The following is a 23,207-nucleotide window of genomic DNA, read 5'->3' on the forward strand; positions in this document are numbered from 1 at the left end:
AGCCCACTCTGGCTGGGGCAGTCGGCTCCACTGCGTCACAATGATGCCTCCGGCGGGGGCGCTCAGACTCCGGGATGGACGGGGCGCCGTTCGCGAGTGCCGGCCGGAGCGGGGCGAGCGTCGTGAAGCTCCCATCCCGACCACCTTCGACCCAGGCAGAGCCGAGCAGTCGCGGCCCAGGGCGTCAAGGTCGTTCGTACAGTGGCGCGCTCCACCTTGACGCCCTGAACCACGACCGCTCCACGGTGTGTGGGTCGAAGGCGGACGGGATGGGAGCTACGGGTGTTGGTCAACAGATCCAGGGCAGTTGCCCGGAAGCTCATCGCGGCCCTCGAAGAACCGTTCCCGAGCAGAGAATGCTGGGCCCTACATTTGCAGGGCCCAGCATTGATGGCACACGTACCTGAGAAGGGGCTGGGGGTTGCGCTCCGAGGTCAGGCCTCGTTGCGTCGGTTGCCCAGGAACACGTAGACGATCGGGATGACCGCCAGGATCAGCGCCAGAGCAAACTTCGCGCTCCAGTGCATCTCCAGGTTCGCAATGGCCTGAAGCAGGATGATCGGTCCAGCGGTGGAGCTCACCATTCCCAACAATATGGGGGAGATGGCGATCAACTGATCGGCGTTCTCGGGAGGGACTTCGATCCCAGCCTCCGCGCCTAGCCTCTCGATCTTGAAAGTCACCGATGCGCCCATCGTGGGCGCCTCCAGCTCCTCCTCCTGGCTAGTCCTGATGCGAACCTCGGATCGTTCCGAGGGCTGTTCCTCGTCTTCCGGCAACTCTGCCGGGATGACGCCATCCGACACGGGTGGTGGATCCTTTCGTCCCTTAGGGCAAACCGAGCATCAGGTTCGCGCTCGGTGGACGCAGCGGATCAGAGGGCATGGCCCACTAGATCAGCCACGATCGCCGCGGGACTCACCACGTGATCGAGGAGGGTTGCCCGTCTAGGGCGAACCCCCCTGGAGATCGACGGTGAGTGCAGGCGATGTAACCAACATTTGCTACCCCCAGTAGCGAATGAGCTCGGTGGATCCGAGCTCCGTCGACAGCGCCTCAGCGAGCTCGGCGTATCCGAGCTGCCAACGACGAGCTGCCAGCGAGCCCGGTGGATCCGAGCTCTGCTTGCGGCGAGCATACTCCCGTCGCGACCCGCACTGCACCCGTAACCCAAAGTTTTGGTGCGTTTAACGCACCAATCTGGTGCGTGATTGATTGGCGCATGCGATGATGGAGGTCACCCGGGGGGCAGACAGAAGGCCAGGGATGTGATCTCTGAGGTCAAATGGGACGAAAAAGAGCAGCCGGGGGACCTTACAGAGAGGATGGTGCACGTGACTCGTTCAAGCGGCCTGCAAGCCGTGCGCGAGAGCGAGCGCTTTACCGTGACCCTCATCGCAGCAGCTGTTCAAGCGGTCGCCACGTTGATGAGGACTACCGGCCTGTCCAAGACGGACGCCATCAACCGCTCGGTGCAGGTGTATGGCTTCCTTGCCGAACAGATGGAGGATGGCAAGGAAGTGCTCCTACGAGACGAGCAGGGCAACTTGGAACGCGTTCACATCGTGTGACCGCAGACAGGCGGGCCCGGGTGACCACATGGCGCCCGGGCCTATCTACATCTCCGGCCGAAAGAACGCTCATCAGTCGTGGCGTGTGGTTAGAGCTGAGAATCAGAAGACAGCCGTCCGTGCCAGAACCGTGCCACAAGGGTCGGTAAACAGCGGTCGACGACAGAGGCTGACAGCGGACTGCCCAGGCGTGCCACCCTCTGCTCGCGCAGACCAGAGGCCCGTTCGAGCCTCGATCACCCATGATTCCCAAGCTCCGTAACAACGCGGGCTACAGCCGTGAGTCATAACTGCCGGGCGGCCGACGGGCGAAGGTTCTAGCCTCTCCTGTCATGGAGTGGATACCGCTGGTCAGTACGGCACTTGGTGCGGCAATCGGGGTTGGCTCCACCTTGTTGGCCGATCGGGCCAGGTGGCGCAGGGATCGTGCCGGCCAGGACCTCGATGTGCGAAGGCAGTTGTATGCCGACTACACCGCTGCGCTCTCACGGATCCGCACAGCGCTCAATGAGTGCGCCCAGGAGGACATCCCAACCGCCGAGCGAACGCGAAAAGTCCGTGAAGTGTTCCTGACGCCTGGCGCGTACGAGATCCGTCATCAGTTGGCCATCGTCGCACCACCGGAGATCGTGGACGCCGCACGATCAGCCTTCGTGGTCCTGAGGGATACCCGAGACCTGCTCGCGGCAGGTGCCTCGGTCGACGACGCGGCATATGCGGATTTGGAGGAGAGGTTCGATGCCGCCGTAGCCGCGCTCCGCACCCTCATGCGCCTTGATCTTGGGGCTGCCAAGTCGATCACGGAACGATGACCCGCAGCCCGGCGGGGCGGTAGCCCGTAGCCCGTAGCCGCGGAAGGCTGGCGCCAGATGCGCACCAGTTGGTACAGCGAACCGCGGTCAATGACAACTGCCTTGTGTCGTGCCCCGGGTTGTTGAGGAGCTGGCGCCAGATCTCTGGCGGCAGCAACGGGGCGAGTGTCTAACTGCGTGACAACGCCCACGAACAACGGCGAACAAGCTTGAACGTCTACCGACTATCAGCGCAGGTAAGAGGCACCCCATCCCAAGGCACCACCCCCACCCAAGTTGCTTCGGGACGAAGCGGTCCTCAGACGTCCAAGGTCGACGGAAGTCGCCGAATAGGGCCAGAGGCCCATGGCATCTGATCTGGTCAGATGCCATGGGCCTCTCTTGCTGTGCTGGTCGGCGGGCCGTAGATCAATAGGCGGACTCACGCGGATCGCTTGTTGGCTGGCGGCGACCGCGGCTCGTTGCGACGCGGAAGATGTCCCGCAGAGCCCCGGTCAGCTCTCTGACCAGGCACCGCATCTCGTCATGGGACGTGTCCTCGTTGTCGAGAGCTTCTGAGGCCTCGTCCAACAGTTCGCGGGCCGTGCCGAGTTGGGCCGCTTCGATGTCGTCTGCGAGCCGGGACATGTAGCCGTCCGGGTCGTCAGTGCTCAGGTAGCAGGGCTTGTCCCCGGGGCCCGACCACGGGAGGAGCCGAAGTTCGTTCGGTGTTGTCATCCTTGGGTTGGCCTCTCGTTGAGCACGTGGTGGGCGGTGAAGACGGCGTCGACTCGGTCTCCTGGGAAGGCCAGGAGCGCGGCTTCAACGACGCGACCGGTGGCGTCGGTGGCGATGCGCGTGATCGAGAGAACGGCCATGTTGTTGCCGATGCGGAGGGCCGACGCTTCGTCTGGGGTGGGAGATCGGGCGCAGACCGTCTCTCGGATGGTGGCCGGCGACGGGCCGAGGACGGCGAATCTCGTGGCTGCCTCCCGGCACACGGAGTCGTTGTCGAGGATTCCGGCCGGGGCCAGGTCGCGCGGGATGTAGATGCGGGCCAGGCCGTGAGGCGACCCCTGTTCGAGGCTGAGGCAGGTGTACTCCGCGAGAGGGCTGCCCGTTGGCACCTTCAGCAACGTCGTCAGCTGCACGGAGGCCGGAACCGTGGCGCTGCGAACTGTGATGCGCAACGTTGGCTCAGCGGCGGTCCAGGGGTCCAGCGTGCCCCAGCCGCTGACGTACATGATCTTGCGGCGGGGGCGACGGACGTAGTTGCCCTTGCCGTGGATCTTCTCGACGAGTCCTTCGCCCTGGAGCACGGCGAGAGCGCGTCGCAGGGTCACCGTGCTGACCCTGTACCGGGCGGCCAGGCCAGTTTCCGACGGGAGGCGTTCGCCAGGCTTGATGCTGCCCGTTGTGATCTGGTGGCGTAGGTCGTCTGCGATGTCGTGATGGCGTCGGGGCACGGAGCGGGTCACCGCCTTCTCAGCAGTCGCAGGGCGGTGAGCCGGGTACGGGCGTGTATGGCCAGCAGTTCGCCCGACTCGAAGACCAGTTGCTTGGCCCCCTGGGGGAGCTGGAAGAGGTCGCTCACTCGGCAGGCCTGACCGCCGAGTTGGATGATGTCGCCTCGCTGCACCGTGGCCGCAGTGACCTCGACGGTGGAAACCAGCGCGCCGCCGGGGGCTGGGGCCCTCATGCCGTCACCTTCATGGGCACGGACGGGTCGGGGGTCGAGTGGCACGGGCAGATGCACTCCTCGTAGGTCACCGGTACGTCCTCCGTCGCCGCAGGCGGGGACGGCTCGGTGCAGGAGTGGTGCGTCCCGATCCAGCAGGCGATCGAGCGGTAGGGGGCGGAAGTCCTGCCCGCCGGGTGCAGTTCTCGGCGAGGAGGCATCAGTGGGCCCCCGCGAGTGCCGACCAGGCATCGGTCGGCAGGTGCGGGGCGACGAGCACCGTGCGCGTCCGTGCACGCTCTTCCCACGCCAGCAGGTACGGACGGACGAGCGCGACGTCTTCTCCCCTCAGCGGGTAACGGTGGACCGTGCCGACCGGAGCTCGCCTCAGGGTGACGGTCGAAGCGTCAGCGGGCGCGGGGCAGGTGGGAGAGGCCAGCGGCCAGGCGGGCGTTAAGGGACGGCGATGCCGACCGTTGGGGAAGCACCGCGCTCTGGTGCACGCGATGGCTTGGCGGATACGGTTGAGCATGCTGTTCAGCTCCTATCGCTGATAGCCCGGTCCCCCGACGTCGCGTGTCGTGGGGACCGTCTTACGTACGACCGCCCATAAGGTGCGGCCGTTCAAGCTGGTGGCCACGAGCCCGAATCGATCGGCATCGGCCACCGCGTCCAGGACCTCCCGCCATGAGTCGGCGGAGAGCGTGTCCGGTACTTCTGCCTCGACCGTCGTGAACCGGGTGTCCTCCTCCACGCGCGGGCGGAGGCCAGCGGCGGACAAGCGGGCGGCGATAGCCGCCGCGGTCACTTCCGAAGCGGACACAGCGCACCCTCCGTTGCTAGCGATCACTTTCAGTGAAGCTAGTTAACTAGATTAGAGCTAGTGGACTAGATTTTCCATATGTCTGAGCAACCGCCGTACCTCCGCATCGCCGACGAACTCCGGCAGCGCATCGCGGAGCACGTCTGGGAACCGGGCGACCGTCTCCCATCCCGCGCCCAGATCGGCCAGGAGTGCGGCGTGGGAGAGAACGTGGTGCGCAGGGCACAGGAGTTGCTGATCTCCCAAGGAGTGCTGGAAGGCCGGGCCGGATCGGGGACGTACGTCGCCGAGCCCCGGGAGCGCGTGAGAGTCGTCCGGTCGTCGGCACGTGAGCAGCCCAGTGGGTCCCCGTTCCGCCAGGACATGAAGGCCCTTCGCCGACAGAGCGACTGGGAGAGCCGGACCGACGCGAAGGTGCCGGCCCCGGCGGAGATCGCGTCGCGGCTCGGGATCGCTGAGGGGGAGCTGTGCGTGCGGACGACGTACGAGTTCCTTGCGGACGGGAAACCGGTTCAGCTGTCGACGAGTTGGGAGCCGTACGCCGTCACTGGCGGAACCCTCGTCGTTCTCCCCGAGGGAGGGCCACACGCGGGGGCCGGGGTCGTGAACCGCATGGCCGCGATCGGAGTGACCATCAGCCTCGCGGTGGAGCAGCCCGAACCCCGGCACGCGACCGCCGAGGAAGCATCGCTACTCGGCATCCAGAAAGCCGCACTCGTGACGCACATCCGGCGGACGTACTACAGCGACGACGGCCGGCCCGTGGAGACAGCGGACATCGTGGTGCCCGCAGCGCACTGCGAGATCGTCTACGAGATCCCGATCAACCGCTGACGAGCAGCCCCGGCACCCCCAAAGTCGTGGCCCAGCCGTGCCCCTTCCGTGCCCGACAGAGCGGGAAACCAGGGGGAACAGCGGTGCCCGGCAGGGAGCGGGCAGGGCAGAGGCCCTCGACCATACGAACTGGTCAGGGGCCTCTCGCCTGCGGTGGGTGTGGGATTTGAACCCACGGTGACATCGCTGCCACGACGGTTCTCAAGACCGTGCAGCGGAAGCAATCCAAGCTTCGCTGACCTGCACTTAAGACTGGCACGCCCAGGGGCCGATGCTGACCGCGGCTTACTGTCGGAACTGGCACGGTTCTGACACGCACGTGGCCGACGAGCCAAACGCCTAGAAGATGCGGGCAAGCCTTTGTAGGTCATCCCGGTCGGCCTGTGTCAGCAGCGTGCCGGACTGCTGGAAGTTGTTGCTGTCCGCCCTTGTTGCCGTCACGACGAGCGATCGAGCCCGGCCGACGTCTTCACTCTGGTCAGCGCGTGGGCGGTACGTGCTGTGAGGCCTGTTCGGGCGTCGTGCGCTCCCCTGCGCGCTGGTTGCGACCTTGTATGACTCGCCTGGCCGCAGCACGGTTTCAGTTGAACGCTGCTCGGTGCCTGCAAGACCACCAAGGAAGGACGGTACGTCGTGGGTTCAGCCAGTCGGTGGGCACGTGAGACCTTCGGAGACACAGCCAGCGAACTGTCCGACATCATCCCGGCCTGCCTCGTCCGGGCTCATGAGCGAGCACGCACAGGGCAGGAGGGCGTCCATACCCAGACGCTCGAAGCCTACGGACATGGCCTCTACGCGGTGCAATACGAGGAACTGGCCGCCGGCATCTCCGGACTCGGAGAACCAGTACGCCTGCAAGGACGCATGATGATGCTCGTCCGCGGGCAACTGATCTACCCCCTCCGCTATGCGAAGAGGGATCTGCCTGTCACGGCTGCACGTCTCCGTCGAGCCACAGGCTTCCGAGCAGACCTGATCCGACGCCACGGCCCACAGCCCATGCAGCAAGCCTTCGACTTGGACTTTGGGGAACTTGAAGACTCTGAGGTGCATCCAGACATGGAGCTGCTTCCCGAAGACGTGCAACTCGTCCTCGTCGCCTACGCCTGCTCCATGGAGAGGGGCGTCATGCGCATCGAGTGGGGCTCTGCGGAGCTGCGCCGCGAGGACAGGTATCTGATCTGGCACCGTCACGAGCCGCTACCCATCTCAGACTGACCTGCGGGTGTCGGCTGCCACACCTGTCGGTGACGGCCGTCCTCGAGCGCCTTCGCACTGCCCAAGGACGGCCAGGGCACAGGCGTCGTGACCATCGCTACGTACGTGCGCCCTTCCCGTGGCACGCCGGACGTTGTATCGGGTCGCTGATCTGAGTATCTGGAGTGTGCCATCTCGTCAGTTTGCGTGTGCTGTACTCTCTCCCCCCACCTTGAGGTCATTCAGACCATCAGGAGCGGTGCCACTTCGGGAGCAGCGGAGGAAGATCTTGCGCCAAGAAGCTGTAAGTGTAAGCAAGCCTCGAACAGTGGCCCGTGTCAGCCACATCAGCGAGGACAGACAAACGACGTTCCTGGAACTCCGGGATGGGCGAACCGCTACGGCAGATCATATGGAGCCGTTCGCCGAGGTTGGGGACATCATTTTCATGGATCCGGACGATGGATCGGTTGAGCTAGCTCCCCATGACCTATGGAGGGAAGATGTCTGGGTCGGCGTAACGAAACTTGTAGTTGGCGATCGAGTTGTAGTCGAAATCGGAGGTCGGCTACGCCTATTCTCCAATACGTTTGCTGAACCTTTGCGCGCAGGCCTAACCGTGGAGGGTACGGATTCAAACGGAATCCTAGGAATTCTCTCCGAAAAAGCGATTAAATTCCTGGACGACTCGACAGAGGATGCCCTTCCAGAGCGATTCATCGTGCCACCGAACGAGAATCTCTCCTTCAAGGATTTTGGCGGTTACTCTGATATCGTCACAAGAGCGCGTGAACTAATTGAACTACCGTTGAAATACCATGACGCCTTGAATGAAATCGGCGCCAGGCCGATCAAGGGAGTTCTTTTTTCTGGCCCGTCGGGAACGGGTAAGACACTGCTCGCCCGAATCATCGCTAACCATGCCGACGCAGTTTTCTATGCCATCAACGGCCCGGAAGTTCTCAGCAAGTGGTATGGCCAAAGCGAAGAGATCATTCGGCGAATTTTCGAGGACGCCAAGAAGCGTGAACGCGCTATTATTTTCTTCGATGAGATTGACAGCTTGGCATCCCAGCGTAGCGATGAGTCGCATGAGGCGTCCCGGCGAGTAGTAGGGCAACTTCTGGCGCTTATGGATGGCTTTTCGCCTGACACTAATGTGATGGTCCTAGGCACCACCAACCGGCCGCAGGATGTCGATTCTGCGCTTCGTAGACCTGGGCGTTTCGACTGGCACGTAGATTTCCCAATTCCGACCGAAAGGGACAGGGAAGAAATCCTCACAACTTCAAGCAGGAAACTGCGACTCAAAGAAGACATGCCACATCTCTGGGTGGCCGAGCGGACAGAATCATGGACGCCGGCTGAACTTGCAGCAATCTGGACTGAAGCCGCGCTGCTTGCAGTCGCGGACCGACGTAGGGCGCTTCTACCTGAGGACTACATCGGTGGGTATGAGCGAGTCGCCAAGCAGCGCATGGGGCCGAGAGGATAATTAAGGTGATTCAGAGACTGAAAATGTGGATTAGAGTCAAAATTCTCCGCCGTGGAGTTCGCGAGATGAAGCGTGTTCGCGAGTTCATCTATCTCGATGAGGTGAGCGTTACCAGCCTGCTGGCGTCGATTCTGGGAGCTATTCCCAGCGAGATCACGGAGAAACTCACCAACTCCACACGAACAGAGCTTGGCGGTGGGGGAGAGTTTAAGGCAGGGGCGGGTAAGGCGAATGCCGCGATGAAGCGTGAGGTCACCCGCGCCAGCGATTATCAAGTGCTACGAAAGGCATCTATCCAAGCTACATTCAAGGATTTGTACGCAACTGTTGAGTCATCTCTAGTGCTGCGTTCCGGTCCCTTCCCGGAGCTAAAACCGGCCGCTATGCGAAAGGTTCGCTACGCCTCATCCATGCATTCGGAATTTTCGCCATGGATCGTTGACGGTGCGAGCCTAAAGCGGGGTCGTCTTATTGAGCTTGAAGTGGAACTCCGTGCCGATGCAATCTTCCGGACGAGCACCATCATCACGAGCATGACCAATATCATCGGCCAGTCGCCCGCGCTTGCTGCCGAAGTCGAAACGCAAGAGATGCGAACAGCGATTGAGGTGAACGGTTTCATTCAAGAATTGATGGCTGGCCTAATTCCGATTAAATGTCGAGCGATTAACTATGAAGTTTCCACCGTTGAGGGACGCGACTTCCTCATCGCTGGCGACATCTTCCCTGAACTCCCTGAGGCCTATCGGCTGAACCGGAGGCCTCTGTACCTGGTCGGTGTTGTTGAGGAAGCGCTTTTCTGGAAAGATATTAGGCGCGTTCTCTTTTCGGGATCGTCGGTAAAGGTGCTTTGCCGGGTGGGGCGCGATCAAGTGCAAGACTCCTGGAGTCCGGTTAAGTTGGTCGATGTGCTCAAAGAAGTAGTCCCAGACATGGAAAGCGCAATGGATGAATTTGGCCCCTCTGCCCTTAGGGCGATGACGGGAGGCGTGGATGACAGTGGCGACGTGACGCAGCTACGTGAATCTGCGTTGGCTCGTTACGGTGATCTTCTTGTCGAGTCGCAGGGCGCAACTATGTCGGAAGAGCTGCGGGCAAGAATCGCACAAGTTGTGTCCAGTAGGTCTTCGGAAATGGGGTCAGTCGTTGCCAACCGTGCTGTTTTCCGCGCAGTTGCAGAGTGCGTATCTGATGAGCTTTCATGTCAGTTCACCTCCGACGACGAAGCTCGGATGCGTGGCGAAGCGCTGACGCAGCATGGACTCATGGTGGACGGCAGCCTCTCAGTCCGTCCTGGAAACTCAAGTGGTCACCTTGATGACACTGTTGATGGAAAATGCATTGATGCTGAGATCGTGGCGATCTACTGGTGATACGGCTCCTGAAGGTCGGCTACTTCATGGGGCTCAGCCACCAGCCGACCACCCCAGCCACAGAGAGTGCCTCCCCCTTTCGTGCCTGCCGCCGCCGGGCGCGGCCAGCCGGGGCGGAGACAGGAGGCAGGCCGCGCCGCTGGGGCGGCGCGTGCCCGCTCGGTGCGCGGGCCTTGACGTGGTGGGAAATTCTTGCGCCGTCTGATCCGCTGGCCACGATCGAGCGATACCCAGGGTGATGTGCATGCGCATGGGCGACCTGTAGCTGGGGCTGCTGTACAGCAGCGGAGTACCGCAACCACAGCAACCGGCCCCGACCGCCACCGTCTCTCCCGACCCTCGTAACGGCCGGTATGGCCGTCACTGACCGATCCGGCTAGAGCTACGGATCAGAAGGTTGCAGGTTCGAATCCTGCCGAGTGCACAGCAGGCCAGAGGCCCCCAGGAGAGATCCTGGGGGCCTCTCGCGTTGTCCGTACGGCGGCGAGGTGTGCACGGAGCTCGCTGCTGCGGCCGGTCCGTCACGACCGCCCTCGCGTGACGCATCAGCGGCTGGCACCGACACGGCCCGTCCTTGGTGAATCCCGCCGTACGCAGTCGGCCGGCGCGGCGCGGTACGGGGTATTCCGTCGTGCCGGGTGTCCGTCCACGACCTGACACGGGTGAGGCCACAGGTCGAGTCCTGCGCTCGACGTGCACGCGCATCTGGTGAGCAGACACAGGGGCATGCCAGGATCACCCTGTGAACGAGCCTTCGACGCCCGCGAAAGTGAACAGGGCTCTCGACTGGGCAGGGCTGCCCCTGTCTGTTCTGCTTCTTGCGACCGGCATCAGGGACTACCGCGATGGAGCCTCCATGGGGTGGCCGATCGGCGGAGGGGTGCTCGTCCTGGTCAGCCTCTGGGTGATCTGCCGAGGGATGCATCGCCGGAGCGGCAGGACCATCGAGTCGCCTTAGGGGTGCGGCGGCTCCGTACCGCAACCCCGGTAACCGTCCCGGCCGGGAGCGGCCCTGCGGGGCCGAGAGGCGTCGGCCCGTTCTCCCCGGGTCGATGGACGTGCGGCCCGTGTCGGGAGGCCGAGCTCAGATGATCCTCAGGTTTCGGCCCTCCGGGCTCCACGCGCACGGCCGGGATGCCATGTTCGTCCACGCGGCACTTGATCGTGTGCCGCGTGGGCCGATGCCAACTGGCTGCTGAGGAGACGGACATGATCGGGACGATGGATCTGGGTGGTGTGATCGGAGCGCTGGTCACGGTCGCTGTCGTCGGGGGCGTCGTCGTGGTCGCCGCCAGGCGGTTCTTCGCGCGAGGCCGGTAGGCCGAGGCCGGGTGCCGGAGCGTGCGTCGGTGTCCCGGGGCGCTCAGGCCGTCGCCTCGGCGGCCGAGCCCTCGGGGGCCGGCTCCTGTACGACGCGGCGGTGCCGGGCCGGTGTTCCGAGCGTCGGGTTGGCGACGGCCCAGGCCGCGCCCTTGCAGACCAGTTCCTTGTAGACGGCGGCCATCCGGCCGGTCAGGGCCGCCCGGACGGCTCGGTCGTCGGCGGTGACGTACTGGATCAGGCCTTCCTTGCGGCCCAGTGAGATGCACTGGTTGAAGTAGCGGAGCGGCGTGGTCGGGATCTTCCCGCCCGTCAGGCGTGCGGCGAGTGCGTCGGCTGCCTGCCATGCGGTGGGGGTGCCCGAGGCGCACGACATCCGCAGCGGCTTGTCGGCGGGGCCCATGGCCATGGCCGCGTCGCCGATGGCGTACACGTCGGGGTGCGAGACCGAGCGCATGGTCCGGTCGACCACGATCCGGCCCGTGGCGGTGCTCTCCAGGGTGGTGGCCTTCGCGACCGGGTGGACGGCGAAGCCGGTGGTCCAGACGGTGACCGCGGACGGGACCGCCGTGCCGTCGGCCGTGGTGACGCGGTCGGCCTCCACGCCGGTGACGGCGGTGTGTTCGTGGACGGTGATGCCGAGCTTGTCGCAGACCTTCCGCACGTGCGCGCGGCCCTTGGGCGAGAGCCAGTCGCCGAGTTCGCCGCGGGCGGCGAGGGCGACGTCGAGGTCCGGGCGGGCCTCGGCGAGCTCGGTCGCGGTCTCCAGTCCGGTGAGACCGCCGCCGACGACGAGCACGGGCTGTCCGGCGTCCAGGGCTGCCAGGCGCTCGCGCAGCCGGAGTGCGCCGGGGCGGCCGGAGACGTCGTGGGCGTGTTCGGTGATGCCGGGTACGTCCTGGGTGTTCCAGCCGCTGCCGAGGGCGTAGACGAGGCTGTCGTACGCCAGTTCCTCGGTCCCCTCCGTGCCGCTGACGGCGACCGTCCTGCGGTCGGCGTCGACACCGGTGACCTCCGCGAGCCGGAGTTCGACGCCGGTGCCCGCGAACATCTCGATGAAGGGCCGGGGCCGGAGGTCCTGGCCGACCGCCAGCTGGTGCATCCGGACCCGCTCGACGAAGTCGGGTTCGGCGTTGACGAGGGTGATGGAGACGTCGTCCCGGTGCAGGCGCCTGGCGAGGCGCCCGGCAGCGATGGCTCCGGTGTATCCGGCTCCGAGGACGATGATGCGGTGCGTCATTTCCCTGCTCCTGTCTCGCGCGGTTTCTGCCCCTTGAACCGGGCAGCCCGCCGATTCCTGACAGGAGAGCGATGTGAAGCAGCTCACACCATGGTCAGAAGATGGTGAGCAGGGGCTCTCCATGGTCCGAGGCCGCCCACTGCCTGGTCGCGCGCTCGAGCTTGTCGGGGTTGACCTGGCTGCGGAACGCGACGATGCCGTCCGCGGTGATCTCCAGGCAGATGATGCCGACGACCCGGCTGTCGGAGACGGCCACCAGGGCGGGGGCGCCGTTGGCGGTCGTGGCGTGGACCTCGGGGGAGTCGCCGACGTAGGCGCGTTTGGCCGGGCTCGGCCTGAACAGACCGCGCATGAACTTCGCGACCGCGAGGGCACCCTCGACCGCCCTGGCGCGGGCCGGGACCTTTCCTCCGCCGTCGCCGATCGCGATGGCGTCGCCGGTGAGCAGCCGGACGAGCGGCTCGGTCCGGCCGCTGGTGGCCGCGGCGAGGAACTCCTCGACGATCCGCCGGGCGGCGGCCTCGTCGATCTCGGTGCGGGCCTTCCCGTCCGCGACGTGCTTCTTCGCGCGGTGGAGGATCTGCTGGCTGGCGGCCTCGGTGAGGTCGAGGATCTCGGCGATCTGGCGGTGCGGGTAGTCGAAGGCCTCCCGCAGCACGTACACCGCCCGCTCGTTGGGGGAGAGGCGCTCCATGAGGGCGAGGACGGCGTACGAGACGGATTCGCGCTGCTCGGCGGTTTCGGCAGGGCCGAGCATCGGGTCCCCGGCGAGCAGCGGCTCGGGCAGCCACTGGCCCACATAGGTCTCGCGCCGGGCGCGGGCCGAGGTGAGCTGGTTGAGGCAGAGGTTGGTGAGGACCTTCGTCAGCCAGGCCTCGGGGACCTCGATACGTCCGGTGTCGGCGGCCTGCCAGCGCAGGAACGTGTCCTGCACGGCGTCCTCGGCATCGCTCGCGGAGCCGAGGAGGCGGTAGGCGATGGCCTCCAGGCGGGGCATGGCGGCCTCGAACCGGTCCGTGTCGTTCATGGTCAGAGCCATGGCCCGGATCCTAGCCCTCACCCCGCGTAGGGGCCGGTCCCCCGCGACCGCCGGGCGCGGGGCAGACAGGGGGCGGGCGCGTCAGCCGGTTCCTCGGCCCGCGCCGTGTCCTCCGCCGTTCCGTCTCAGGGCGGCGATGCCGAGGGCGAGGCCGGCCGTCGTGACGAGGCTTCCCGCCACGATCATGCCCACGCCGACGACGAAGAGGCCGCTGGAGTCGTCCGACCAGTCGTAGAAGGAGGCGACTCCCAGGCCGCCCGTGATGCCGAGCACCGCGCCCGCGATGTTCTGCCGGGACGCCGCCCAGTACAGGGGTGCCAGCAGGGTCAGCACCAGCCCGATCACCTGCCACGCCTCGTAGGGTCCGGAGACCGATCCGTCGGGGTGGACGTCGCGGTGCTGGTCCCAGCCGAGCCAGGCGGCCCACAGCGCGAGTGTGGCGAGGAAGGGCAGCAGGGCCGTCCACAGCTGGTGGGAGGCGTTCCGAAGAGGTGTTCGCATGGGTCGAGCTTCCCGGCTCGCGGCGCGGTGTGCCGGAGCGCAGGTACTCGTTCACGCCTGAGTACTTCAGCCATGAACCCATGAACCCTGGTCCATGACCCGGCCCGTGGGCGGTGGCCGGGGTCAGCGGGCGTACGAGCCGAGGCCGATCAGGCAGTACACGTATGATGCGTTGAGGGTCGCTCCGTTGAGGGTGTAGCGGTACGAGAACGCGTACTGCGTGCGTGCCTCGGCGTCGCACCGGCTCATGTCCGACGTGGCGGGGATCGTCCGGATCACCTGGTAGTGGGCGTCGGGGGCCGAGCAGGAGACCTCGTCGACACCGCTGACCTCCTGAGCCGTGGTGGAGTCCGGCAGGGTCCCGTTGAGGCAGGTCCCGGATTCGTACGGGTCGGGCTCTTCAGCACCCGTGTCGTACGGGTCTTCGAACGGGTCCTCCGTGTAGGTGTCCCCCGCGTCCTCCGTCTCCTCGGCTGCGGGTTCTGCGGTCTCCTCGGGTGTGGGCTCCTCGCTGTACGGGTCCCCGGTCTCCTCGGCTTCCGTTGCCTCCGCGTACGGGTCGGACGTGGAGGAGGCGTACGCGGAGGAGCCGGACGAGGGGCCGGTGGACGTGCCGTCGTCGTCGAGTCCGGTGGCCAGGAACACCGCCGACGCGACGACGGCGGCGATCCCGAGCAGCCCCAGCCGTGCGGGGCCGCTCGACAGGGCGCCCCGGGTGACCCGGATACGCAGGAGCACCTCCCGGCCGTTCACCTGGGCCCGGACGAGGTCGCCGTCGTCGGCGGGCGGGATGCGGATGCGGGTGGCCCCGGTCGGCAGGGGGACGGTGACGACCGCGCCTTCGGCGGCCTGCCGGAGGCGAGAGCGAGAGCGGGATCTCCGGTGAGGACACGAGGGTCAGTGTGGACGGACCGTCACTCGACTGGAGGAACTTTCTAGAAAACCACTCTAGAAATACGCACGCCGTCGAGACGCGGTCCCCCATGTTCCCCCACCCCGACGGGGCATCGGCCGAGGCCGCCGCTTCGTTAAGGTTTCTCCGGCTCGCGGCCGCGGGGTACCGCCCCTTGCCGGACCGTCCTGGGCCGACCGCCCCCGAGGAGACCGACATGCGCCCACACCTCCACACCCTCCGTGCGGGCCGGGCATGAGCGGCTGGAGGTGTACCGGGCTGCGCTGGCCCCACCACGGCGGGCCCGAGCTCGGATGGGCGCGGAGCGACCGGTCCGGGCAGGGGCGGGTGAGCGTCCTGGCGTACGGCAAGGAGCTCGGGTTCCGGGCCGTCGGGGAGCGGCACTGCGTGGGGGCGCGGGACAACCCGTGTCCGGTCGGGGCCGTGGTGCCCGCGCGGAGCACGGGGGCGCGGTGCGAGGAGTGCGCGCGCCTGGACCGGGCCCACTCCGTGGCCGCCGACACGATCGCCGACGACCCGCGCCCGTACCGCGTCTACCTGGCCTGGTTCGGGCCGGGCATGGTCAAGGTGGGGATCACCGGGGAGGCGCGGGAGGCCGCGCGGCTGCGGGAGCAGGGAGCGGTGGTGTTCAGCTGGCTGGGGCGCGGGCCACTGATGGCCGCGCGGCGCACGGAGGAGCTGTTGCGCACGGCGCTCGGGGTGCCCGACCGGATCCCGTACGCACGCAAGCGGGCGGTCCGCGGCGAGCTGCCCGGGGTGGCGGAGCGGGCCGCCGAGATCGAAGGCCTCTACCGGCGGGCCGCCGCGCTGGAGGGTGCCGGATGGCCGGAGGCGCTGGAACGGCTGCCGTTCGAGGCGGTCGATCACGCCGGGGTGTTCGAGCTGGCCGGCGCGGGGCCGGCCGCGCGCGTGGTGACAGGGCTCGCGGACGGCGGGGTGGTGGCCGGGCGACTGGTCGCGGCGGCCGGACCCGATCTCCACCTGGAGACCGCGGCCGACGGGATCGTCGTCCTGGACACACGGCTCGTCACCGGCTGGGACCTGGTGGGAGCCGACGCGCGGGCGGGGACGAGCGTGCCGACCGTGGCCGTGGGGGGCGGTGGTGTGCAGGACGGGCTGTTCTGAGATCGTCGCCGGGATCGTTCCTGGAGCCGTACGAGACGTGCGAGACGTACGAGACGTACGAGACGTACGAGACATGCGAGACGTACGAGACATGCGAGTTGGGTGGGTCGGATGGGTGGCGAGGACGGTGACCGTGAGGACGTGGTGCGGTTCTGGAAGCGGCTCGGGCTGCCCGGGATCATCGACGTCCACACGCACTTCATGCCGGAGCGGGTGCTCAGCAAGGTGTGGGCGTACTTCGACGCGGCGGGCCCGCTGACCGGGCTGGAGTGGCCCATCACCTACCGGCGGGCGGAGGACGAACGCCTCGCGCTGCTGCGGTCGTTCGGTGTGCTCCGGTTCACCTCGATGCTCTACCCCCACAAGGCCGGCATGGCTGCCTGGCTGAACGGCTGGGCGGCCGGGTTCGCGGCACGCGTGCCGGACTGTCTGCACACCGCGACCTTCTTCCCCGAGGAGGGTGTGGAGACCTATGTGCGCGAGGCGGTCGAGGCGGGCGCGCGCGTCTTCAAGTCACATCTCCAGGTGGGGGCCTACGACCCGAACGATCCGCTCCTGGAGCCGGTGTGGGGGCTGCTGGCGGAGGCCGGGATCCCGGTGGTGACGCACTGCGGTTCCGGGCCGGCACCCGGCGCCTTCACCGGCCCGGGGCCGATCGGCCGGCTGCTCTCCCGCCACCCCCGGCTGAAGCTGGTGGTGGCGCACATGGGGATGCCGGAGTACCCGGAGTTCCTGGAGCTGGCAGCGGCGTACCCGGGGGTCCGACTCGACACGACCATGGCGTTCACCGACTTCACCGAGGACTTCATGCCGTTCCCGGCCGCCGAGCACGGCCGTCTGGCGGATCTGGGGGACCGGATCCTGCTGGGCACGGACTTCCCGAACATCCCGTACCCGTACGTGCACCAGCTGTACGCCCTGGAGCGGCTGGGGCTGGGCGACGCCTGGCTGCGGGCGGTCTGCCACGGGAACGCGACCGCGCTGTTCCGGTGAGGAGAGCCGCCCGGGCGGCGTTTCTCAGCGAATTCACAGGTGGGCGAAAGCTCGCTCTCACGGCCGTCTCACAGGCTTGAGCCATGACGACGACCTCGCCCCAGGGGCGTACAGAACTGCTCAGGCCCGACCGCAGCCCCGTCCGGGTGCTGGTCGTGGACGACGAGGCCCCGCTCGCCGAGCTGCTCTCCATGGCCCTGCGCTACGAGGGGTGGGAGGTGCGCAGCGCCGGGGACGGCGCGAACGCGCTCCGCACGGCGCGCGACTTCCGTCCGGACGCGGTGATCCTCGATGTGATGCTGCCCGACATGGACGGACTCGCCGTGCTCGGCCGGCTGCGGCGCGAGCTCTCCGACGTGCCCGTGCTGTTCCTGACCGCACGGGACGCGGTGGAGGACCGGATCGCCGGGCTCACGGCGGGCGGTGACGACTACGTGACCAAGCCGTTCAGCCTGGAGGAGGTCGTGGCACGGCTGCGCGGGCTGATCCGCCGGTCCGGCACCGCCTCCGTGCGCAGCGAGTCGACGCTCGCCGTCGGCGACCTGGTGCTGGACGAGGACAGCCACGAGGTGAGCCGGGGCGACGACTCGATCCATCTCACGGCGACCGAGTTCGAGCTGCTCCGCTTCCTGATGCGCAATCCGCGCCGGGTGCTGAGCAAGGCGCAGATCCTGGACCGGGTCTGGAACTACGACTTCGGCGGCCAGGCGAACGTCGTCGAGCTGTACATCTCCTACCTGCGCAAGAAGATCGACGCGGGGCGCACCCCGATGATCCACACCCGGCGTGGGGCGGGATACCTCATCAAGCCGGGTGAGTAGCCCTGTGAGCAGGAAGGACACGGGCCGCCCCTGGACGCTGAGGACCCGGCTCGTCGTGTACGCGGTGACGCTCATCGCGGTCGTCGCGGCGGTGATCGGCTCGGTCACCGCCATCGCCTTCCACGAGTACATGTACGGAAAGCTGGACGGCCAGCTGCACGACATGGCCATGGTGGCCAAGGCACCCCCGCCGGGCAGCGGCAAGGGCCTTCGAGGGGGCCCGGAGGGCGACAGCGAGGAACCGCTGGCCTTCATCGGCAGGGGCACCCCCGACACGTTCGGCGCCGTGGTCTCCGACGGTTCCGTCACCGCGTCGAAGGTGATCAAGGGGCCGGACGCCCGAGAGAGCGCCCAGGAGCTGACCGGCGCGCAGGAGGACGCCCTCGAGGCCGCCGACGTGGCCCCGGACGGCGCAGCCCACGACGTCGAGCTCCCCGGCCTGGGCGGCTACCGCGTGCAGGTCGTCCCGTCGGGCGCCGGTGCGTCCGTCCTGGTCGGCATCCCCACGGCCGAGGTGGACAAGGCCGTCAACACTCTGATCCTCGTCGAGGTCTGTGTCACCGGGGCCGGGCTCATCGCCGCCGGGATCGCGGGTGCCGCCATGGTCGGTGTCGCCCTGCGCCCGCTGCGCAGGGTGGCGGCCACCGCGACCCGTGTCTCCGAACTCCCGCTGCACAGCGGTGAGGTCGCCCTCCTCGAACGGGTCCCGGAGGCGGAGGCCGATCCGCGCACCGAGGTCGGGCAGGTCGGAGCGGCCCTCAACAGGATGCTGGGCCACGTCGGTTCGGCCCTGGACGCCCGGCAGAAGAGCGAGACACGGGTCCGGCAGTTCGTCGCGGACGCCAGCCATGAGCTGCGGACCCCGCTCGCCTCGATCCGCGGGTACGCCGAACTGACCCGGCGCGGGCGGGAGAACGCCGGCCCCGACACCCGGCACGCGCTGGGCCGGATCGAGTCCGAGGCGGAGCGGATGACGGGCATGGTCGAGGACCTGCTGCTCCTGGCGCGCCTCGACGCGGGACGCCCGCTCTCCTACGAGAGCACCGATCTCTCCCCGCTCGTCATCGACGCGGTGAGCGATGCCAGGGTCACGGACCGCGCCTCGGGCGGTGCCGCCGGAGCCGGTCACCACTGGCGCCTGGAGCTGCCGGAGGTGCCCGCGACCGTGCTCGCCGATCCGACCAGGATCCAGCAGGTGCTGGTCAACCTGCTCGCGAACGCCCGTACGCACACACCGCCGGGGACCACTGTGACCGTCCGCGTGCGTGAGGCGCGCGGGGATGTTCCCTGGGTGACCCTCGAGGTCCAGGACGACGGGCCCGGCATCCCCGCCGAACTGCAGCCACGCGTCTTCGAACGGTTCGCGCGCGGCGACGCCTCGCGCTCCCGCCATGCCGGATCGACGGGGCTCGGCCTCGCCATCGTGCAGGCCGTCGTCGCCGCCCACGGAGGGGTGGCGGAGGTGCGTTCCGTGCCCGGGAACACGGTGTTCGCCGTCCATCTGCCGGCGGATTCGGTGTACGGGGGGTACGGGCCGAACGGCTCCACGGACGAGCCCCCGGCCGGCCCGGCGCACCCCGGGAACCCTCCCCTGGCGGATCCGGGCGGCTCCCCGTACGCGCCCGTGGCGGGTCAGGGCCACGTCCCGTACGCGCCCGTGGCGGGTCAGGGCCACGTCCCGTACGCGCCTCTGGCGCACTCACAGGCGGACCACAGGCTCAGCACACGGATGTGACAGCGCGGTTGGCGAGTGTCTGTGTCATGCGAACCGACACTCCTTGGAGCACCCTGCCGGCCCGGGAACACCTCCTGGCCGCAGCGGTCGGCGCTGCCGGCGCTCCCGTACCCGTACTCGACGTGGTGATCCCCGTGTACAACGAGGAGAAGGACCTCGAAACGTGTGTGCTGCGCCTGCACGACCACCTGGCGCGGACGTTCCCCTACGGCTTCCGGATCACCGTGGCGGACAACGCCAGCACCGACCGGACGCCCCAGGTGGCGGCGCGGCTCGCGGCCCTGATCCCCGAGGTGCGGTCGTACCGGCTGGAGGAGAAGGGCCGGGGCCGGGCGCTGCGGACCGTCTGGTCCCACTCGGACGCCCCGGTCCTCGCCTACATGGACGTCGACCTCTCGACGGACCTGAACGCACTGCTCCCCCTGGTGGCCCCGCTGATCTCCGGGCACTCCGACCTGGCCATCGGCTCCCGCCTGGCCCGTAGTTCGCGGGTGGTGCGGGGCTCGAAGCGGGAGTTCATCTCGCGGGCCTACAACCTGATCCTGCGCTCCTCACTGGCCGCCGGGTTCAGCGACGCCCAGTGCGGCTTCAAGGCCATACGGCGCGAGGTCGCGCAGCGGCTGCTGCCGATGGTCGAGGACACCGGCTGGTTCTTCGACACGGAGATGCTGGTGCTCGCCGAGCGGGCCGGGCTGCGCATCCACGAGGTGCCGGTCGACTGGGTCGACGACCCCGACTCCACGGTGCACATCGTGAGAACGGCGACCGACGACCTCAAGGGGGTCTGGCGGGTGGGCCGGGCCCTGGCCACCGGAGCGCTGCCGCTGGACCGGCTGGCGCGGCCCTTCGGGGACGACCCGCGCGACCGGGCCGTGCCCGGGGTGCCGCGCGGACTCGCCCGGCAGCTGGCCGGCTTCTGCGTCGTGGGGGCGCTCTCGACCCTCCTCTACCTCGCCCTGTACTCCCTCTTCAGGCTCGGCGTCGGCCCACAGTTCTCCAACGCGGCGGCCCTGCTGGTCTCCGCCGTCGCCAACACGGCGGCCAACCGTCGACTCACCTTCGGCGTACGTGGCCGGGGAGGCGCCGTGCGCCACCAGGCGCAGGGCCTCGTCGTCTTCGCGATCGGGCTCGCCCTGACCAGCGGTTCGCTCGCCGCGCTGGGCACGGCGTCCGGATCCGCGTCGCACGGCACGGAACTCGCCGTGCTGATCGCGGCCAACCTCGCGGCAACGGTGCTGCGGTTCCTGCTCTTCCGCGCCTGGGTCTTCCCCGACCGGCGCACCGACCACCAGGACGCCCGCAAGGGTGCCGCACACGAACTGAGGGACGTCCGATGACCGCGGCCACGCACTCCGACCACTTCCCGGCCCCGCCCGGCACCCCAGCGGCGCCCGCGCACGCCATGGACAGGCGCGAACCGCTGTCGCGGCGCATCCGCCGGGGCCGGCCCGGGGACCCGCGGTGGGCGAGGCCCGCCTTCTTCGGGATGCTGCTGGTCATCGCGCTCGCGTACCTGTGGAACCTCAGCGCTTCCGGCTACGCCAACTCCTTCTACTCCGCCGCCGTGCAGGCCGGCAGCCAGAGCTGGAAGGCCTTCTTCTTCGGCTCGCTGGACTCCGCGAACGCGATCACCGTCGACAAGCCCCCGGCGACACTCTGGCCGATGGCCTTGTCGGTCCGGATCTTCGGCCTGAGCTCCTGGGCGATCCTCGCACCGCAGGTGCTGATGGGCGTTGCCACGGCGGGCGTCCTGTACGCGGCCGTGCGCCGCCGCTTCAGCGCCGCCGCCGGGCTGATCACGATGGCGGTCTTCGCGCTGACGCCGGTGGCCGCGCTGATGTTCCGCTTCAACAACCCGGACGCGCTGCTCGCGCTCCTGATGACCGTCACCGTCTACTGCGTGCTGCGCGCCCTGGAGGGCGGCCGTACGAAGTGGCTGGTCTGGGCGGGCGTCGCGGTGGGCCTCGCGTTCCTCTCGAAGACCCTTCAGGCGTTCCTGATCCTGCCGCCGCTGGCCGTGCTGTACGCGGTGTTCGCACCGGTCCCGGTGCGGAAGCGGTTCGGTCAACTGGGGCTGGCCGCGGTCGCGATGGTCGTCTCCGGCGGCTGGTGGGTGGCGATCGTCGAGCTGTGGCCCGCCTCCTCGCGCCCGTACATCGGGGGCTCGCAGAACAACTCCTTCCTGGAGCTGACCTTCGGCTACAACGGACTCGGCCGGATCAACGGCGAGGAGACCGGCAGTGTCGGCGGTGGCGGTGGAGGTGGAGGCCAGGGCGGCGGCTGGGGTGAGACCGGCATCGGCCGGATGTTCAACTCGGAGATCGGCAGCCAGATCGCGTGGCTGCTGCCCGCGGCGCTGATCCTGCTGGCCGCGGGTGTCTGGATGACCTGGCGGGCGAAGCGGACGGACACGGCCCGCGCGGCGTTCCTCGCCTGGGGCGGCTCGCTGCTGATGACGGCTTTCGTCTTCAGCTTCATGGCCGGCATCTTCCACCAGTACTACACGGTCGCCCTGGCCCCCTCCATCGCGGCGCTGGTGGGCATGGGCGCCACGACCCTCTGGGAGGAACGGGCCACCTGGTGGGCGGGCACCGTGCTCGGCGCGACCGTCGCGGTGACGGCCGTCTGGTCGTACGTCCTGCTGGGGCGCACCCCGGACTACGTCCCCTGGCTGCGCTGGGCCGTCCTGATCGGCGGTCTGGCGGCCGCGGTGGGGCTGCTGCTCGCCGCACGGCTGGGCCGGCCGCTCGCGCTGGGTGTGGTGGGGCTGGGCCTCGCGGCGTCGCTGGCCGGGCCGACGGCGTACACGATCAGCACGCTGGACACCGGGCACCAGGGTTCGATCGTCACCGCCGGTCCGTCCGGCGCGAGCATGGGCGGTCCCGGTGGCGGCCGGGGCGGTGGCCCCGGTGGCGGTGAGGGCCCCGGCGGCGGTATGCAGCCTCCCGGCCAGGGCACGCAGCAGCAGGGCACCCAGCAGGGCGGGGGCCAGGCCCCGGGCACCAACGCGCAGGGCGGCGGCTTCCCTGGCGGCGGCACCCCGGGCCAGGGCCAGGCTCCCGGCAGTCAGCAGGGCCGGGCTCCGGGCGGCATGCAGGGCGGCATGCCTGGAGGCGGCACGGGCGAAGGCGGCATGGGCGGCGGTGGCGGCGGTATGGGAGGCCTGCTCAACGGCGCCTCCGTCGACTCCGAGGCCAGGACGCTCCTGAAGCAGAACGCGGACGCCTACACCTGGACCGCCGCGGCCATCGGTTCGCAGAACGCCGCGAGTTACCAGCTCGCCACCGGTGACCCGGTGATGGCGATCGGCGGATTCAACGGCAGCGACCCGTCCCCGACGCTCGCCCAGTTCAAGAAGTACGTGGCGGACGGAAAGATCCACTACTTCATCTCGGGCGGCGGCATGGGCGGCGGTGCGGGCGGCGACGGTGCCTCGTCCCAGATCTCGGCGTGGGTGGAGGACACCTTCAAGGAGGTCACGGCGGGAAGCGCGACCTTCTACGACCTCACCCAGTCGGCGAGCTGACGAGCCGACGAGCTGACGGCCACGGTCGCACGACCGACGACAGGACGGCCACGGCACGGCGTCCCCAACAGGACGGCCGCAACAGGGCGGTGGCCCCGGGCAGAGGCTCCGGGTTCACCGCCCTCCCGCGTCAGCCGGTGAGATTCCGGCATCTTCGGTAAGCCAGTTGTACGGCGTACAGGAAGTGCCTTACGGTGTATGGCGAAGCACTGGCCATACACCGTACAGCTGC

General features: G+C 68.0%; 22 protein-coding genes and 1 tRNA gene. 12 read left to right on the forward strand and 11 right to left on the reverse strand.

Annotation, left to right across the window (positions count from 1 at the left end; all coding sequences use genetic code 11):
• Positions 1 to 434: 434 nt before the first annotated feature.
• A complete protein-coding gene (locus OG488_RS19380) occupies positions 435 to 806 on the reverse strand; it encodes a hypothetical protein (protein ID WP_329230916.1) in 372 nt (123 codons plus the stop codon).
• A 462-nt stretch (positions 807 to 1,268) separates the two neighbouring features.
• On the opposite strand from OG488_RS19380, the gene OG488_RS19385 reads away from it, so the two are divergent.
• Together OG488_RS19385 and OG488_RS19390 are read left to right on the forward strand one after the other, a co-directional pair.
• Positions 1,269 to 1,571, forward strand: coding sequence for a hypothetical protein (locus OG488_RS19385; protein WP_329230918.1), 303 nt, complete (start codon positions 1,269 to 1,271; stop codon positions 1,569 to 1,571).
• Between the two features lie 332 nt (positions 1,572 to 1,903).
• On the forward strand, positions 1,904 to 2,383 hold the full coding sequence (locus OG488_RS19390; RefSeq protein ID WP_329230920.1) for a hypothetical protein: 480 nt from the start codon (positions 1,904 to 1,906) through the stop codon (positions 2,381 to 2,383).
• 408 nt (positions 2,384 to 2,791) lie between these two features.
• Here OG488_RS19390 and OG488_RS19395 read toward each other — a convergent pair whose 3' ends face one another.
• The 5 genes from OG488_RS19395 to OG488_RS19415 form a co-directional block, all read right to left on the reverse strand.
• A complete protein-coding gene (locus OG488_RS19395; protein WP_329230922.1) occupies positions 2,792 to 3,100 on the reverse strand; it encodes a hypothetical protein in 309 nt (102 codons plus the stop codon).
• Positions 3,097 to 3,840 carry a GntR family transcriptional regulator gene (locus OG488_RS19400; protein WP_329230924.1) on the reverse strand — a complete coding sequence of 248 codons (744 nt, stop codon included), beginning with the start codon at positions 3,838 to 3,840 and terminating at the stop codon, positions 3,097 to 3,099. Before OG488_RS19400 ends, OG488_RS19395 begins: the two co-directional genes overlap by 4 nt.
• Positions 3,837 to 4,061, reverse strand: coding sequence for a hypothetical protein (locus OG488_RS19405; protein WP_329230925.1), 225 nt, complete (start codon positions 4,059 to 4,061; stop codon positions 3,837 to 3,839). The genes OG488_RS19400 and OG488_RS19405 overlap by 4 nt, the downstream gene beginning before the upstream one ends.
• Positions 4,058 to 4,261, reverse strand: a complete 204-nt coding sequence (locus OG488_RS19410) for a hypothetical protein (RefSeq protein WP_329230926.1) — start codon at positions 4,259 to 4,261, stop codon at positions 4,058 to 4,060. Before OG488_RS19410 ends, OG488_RS19405 begins: the two co-directional genes overlap by 4 nt.
• 323 nt (positions 4,262 to 4,584) lie before the next feature.
• Positions 4,585 to 4,863 carry a hypothetical protein gene (locus OG488_RS19415; RefSeq protein WP_322986811.1) on the reverse strand — a complete coding sequence of 93 codons (279 nt, stop codon included), beginning with the start codon at positions 4,861 to 4,863 and terminating at the stop codon, positions 4,585 to 4,587.
• Between the two features lie 78 nt (positions 4,864 to 4,941).
• On the opposite strand from OG488_RS19415, the gene OG488_RS19420 reads away from it, so the two are divergent.
• Positions 4,942 to 5,697, forward strand: a complete 756-nt coding sequence (locus OG488_RS19420; RefSeq protein WP_018513679.1) for a GntR family transcriptional regulator — start codon at positions 4,942 to 4,944, stop codon at positions 5,695 to 5,697.
• Between the two features lie 151 nt (positions 5,698 to 5,848).
• On the opposite strand, the gene OG488_RS19425 is transcribed toward OG488_RS19420, so the two are convergent.
• Positions 5,849 to 5,938 (reverse strand) — tRNA-Ser (locus tag OG488_RS19425).
• Between the two features lie 392 nt (positions 5,939 to 6,330).
• Here OG488_RS19425 and OG488_RS19430 point away from each other — a divergent pair.
• From OG488_RS19430 to OG488_RS19440, 3 genes are all read left to right on the forward strand, one after another.
• Complete coding sequence (locus tag OG488_RS19430; protein WP_329230928.1) at positions 6,331 to 6,915, forward strand: hypothetical protein; 585 nt, start codon at positions 6,331 to 6,333, stop codon at positions 6,913 to 6,915.
• Positions 6,916 to 7,222: 307 nt separating this feature from the next.
• Entirely contained in the window at positions 7,223 to 8,389 is a 1,167-nt protein-coding gene (locus tag OG488_RS19435; RefSeq protein ID WP_329230930.1) for an ATP-binding protein, read from the forward strand.
• Positions 8,390 to 8,454: 65 nt separating this feature from the next.
• Positions 8,455 to 9,762, forward strand: coding sequence for a DUF6414 family protein (locus tag OG488_RS19440; RefSeq protein WP_329230931.1), 1,308 nt, complete (start codon positions 8,455 to 8,457; stop codon positions 9,760 to 9,762).
• A gap of 1,363 nt (positions 9,763 to 11,125) precedes the next feature.
• Here the strand turns inward: OG488_RS19440 and OG488_RS19445 are convergent.
• From OG488_RS19445 to OG488_RS19460, 4 genes are all read right to left on the reverse strand, one after another.
• Positions 11,126 to 12,322, reverse strand: coding sequence for an NAD(P)/FAD-dependent oxidoreductase (locus OG488_RS19445; RefSeq protein ID WP_329230932.1), 1,197 nt, complete (start codon positions 12,320 to 12,322; stop codon positions 11,126 to 11,128).
• Positions 12,323 to 12,416: 94 nt separating this feature from the next.
• Positions 12,417 to 13,361: an RNA polymerase sigma factor SigJ gene (gene sigJ, locus OG488_RS19450; RefSeq protein WP_329230933.1), complete on the reverse strand. Its 945-nt coding sequence runs from the start codon at positions 13,359 to 13,361 to the stop codon at positions 12,417 to 12,419.
• 81 nt (positions 13,362 to 13,442) lie between these two features.
• On the reverse strand, positions 13,443 to 13,862 hold the full coding sequence (locus OG488_RS19455) for a hypothetical protein (RefSeq protein WP_329230934.1): 420 nt from the start codon (positions 13,860 to 13,862) through the stop codon (positions 13,443 to 13,445).
• 123 nt (positions 13,863 to 13,985) lie between these two features.
• Positions 13,986 to 14,600, reverse strand: coding sequence for an LppU/SCO3897 family protein (locus OG488_RS19460; RefSeq protein ID WP_329230936.1), 615 nt, complete (start codon positions 14,598 to 14,600; stop codon positions 13,986 to 13,988).
• 409 nt (positions 14,601 to 15,009) lie between these two features.
• Here OG488_RS19460 and OG488_RS19465 point away from each other — a divergent pair, with 409 nt between their 5' ends.
• The 6 genes from OG488_RS19465 (at position 15,010) to OG488_RS19490 (ending at position 22,975) form a co-directional block, all read left to right on the forward strand.
• Entirely contained in the window at positions 15,010 to 15,900 is an 891-nt protein-coding gene (locus OG488_RS19465) for a DUF2797 domain-containing protein (RefSeq protein ID WP_329230937.1), read from the forward strand.
• Positions 15,901 to 16,011: 111 nt separating this feature from the next.
• The gene (locus OG488_RS19470) at positions 16,012 to 16,893 is read left to right on the forward strand and encodes an amidohydrolase family protein (RefSeq protein ID WP_329230939.1); all 882 of its coding nucleotides are present in this window, start codon (positions 16,012 to 16,014) and stop codon (positions 16,891 to 16,893) included.
• Between the two features lie 83 nt (positions 16,894 to 16,976).
• The gene (locus tag OG488_RS19475; protein WP_329230940.1) at positions 16,977 to 17,714 is read left to right on the forward strand and encodes a response regulator transcription factor; all 738 of its coding nucleotides are present in this window, start codon (positions 16,977 to 16,979) and stop codon (positions 17,712 to 17,714) included.
• A 4-nt stretch (positions 17,715 to 17,718) separates the two neighbouring features.
• Positions 17,719 to 19,449 carry a HAMP domain-containing sensor histidine kinase gene (locus tag OG488_RS19480; protein ID WP_329230942.1) on the forward strand — a complete coding sequence of 577 codons (1,731 nt, stop codon included), beginning with the start codon at positions 17,719 to 17,721 and terminating at the stop codon, positions 19,447 to 19,449.
• Positions 19,450 to 19,475: 26 nt separating this feature from the next.
• Positions 19,476 to 20,786 carry a bifunctional glycosyltransferase family 2/GtrA family protein gene (locus tag OG488_RS19485; protein WP_329230943.1) on the forward strand — a complete coding sequence of 437 codons (1,311 nt, stop codon included), beginning with the start codon at positions 19,476 to 19,478 and terminating at the stop codon, positions 20,784 to 20,786.
• Entirely contained in the window at positions 20,783 to 22,975 is a 2,193-nt protein-coding gene (locus tag OG488_RS19490) for an ArnT family glycosyltransferase (protein WP_443074228.1), read from the forward strand. Before OG488_RS19485 ends, OG488_RS19490 begins: the two co-directional genes overlap by 4 nt.
• Positions 22,976 to 23,207: the final 232 nt, after the last annotated feature.

Origin of the sequence: Streptomyces sp. NBC_01460, assembly GCF_036227405.1 — a bacterium.
In the GTDB taxonomy this organism is placed as follows: Bacteria; Actinomycetota; Actinomycetes; order Streptomycetales; family Streptomycetaceae; genus Streptomyces.

Coding starts and splice junctions, on each gene's coding strand:
- OG488_RS19390 (WP_329230920.1), top strand. CDS start 1,904: ATGGAGTGGATACCGCTGGTCAGTACGGCACTTGGTGCGGCAATCGGG.
- OG488_RS19395 (WP_329230922.1), bottom strand. CDS start 3,100: ATGACAACACCGAACGAACTTCGGCTCCTCCCGTGGTCGGGCCCCGGG.
- OG488_RS19405 (WP_329230925.1), bottom strand. CDS start 4,061: ATGAGGGCCCCAGCCCCCGGCGGCGCGCTGGTTTCCACCGTCGAGGTC.
- OG488_RS19410 (WP_329230926.1), bottom strand. CDS start 4,261: ATGCCTCCTCGCCGAGAACTGCACCCGGCGGGCAGGACTTCCGCCCCC.
- OG488_RS19420 (WP_018513679.1), top strand. CDS start 4,942: ATGTCTGAGCAACCGCCGTACCTCCGCATCGCCGACGAACTCCGGCAG.
- OG488_RS19440 (WP_329230931.1), top strand. CDS start 8,455: ATGAAGCGTGTTCGCGAGTTCATCTATCTCGATGAGGTGAGCGTTACC.
- OG488_RS19445 (WP_329230932.1), bottom strand. CDS start 12,322: ATGACGCACCGCATCATCGTCCTCGGAGCCGGATACACCGGAGCCATC.
- sigJ (WP_329230933.1), bottom strand. CDS start 13,361: ATGGCTCTGACCATGAACGACACGGACCGGTTCGAGGCCGCCATGCCC.
- OG488_RS19455 (WP_329230934.1), bottom strand. CDS start 13,862: ATGCGAACACCTCTTCGGAACGCCTCCCACCAGCTGTGGACGGCCCTG.
- OG488_RS19465 (WP_329230937.1), top strand. CDS start 15,010: ATGAGCGGCTGGAGGTGTACCGGGCTGCGCTGGCCCCACCACGGCGGG.
- OG488_RS19470 (WP_329230939.1), top strand. CDS start 16,012: ATGGGTGGCGAGGACGGTGACCGTGAGGACGTGGTGCGGTTCTGGAAG.
- OG488_RS19475 (WP_329230940.1), top strand. CDS start 16,977: ATGACGACGACCTCGCCCCAGGGGCGTACAGAACTGCTCAGGCCCGAC.
- OG488_RS19485 (WP_329230943.1), top strand. CDS start 19,476: ATGCGAACCGACACTCCTTGGAGCACCCTGCCGGCCCGGGAACACCTC.
- OG488_RS19490 (WP_443074228.1), top strand. CDS start 20,783: ATGACCGCGGCCACGCACTCCGACCACTTCCCGGCCCCGCCCGGCACC.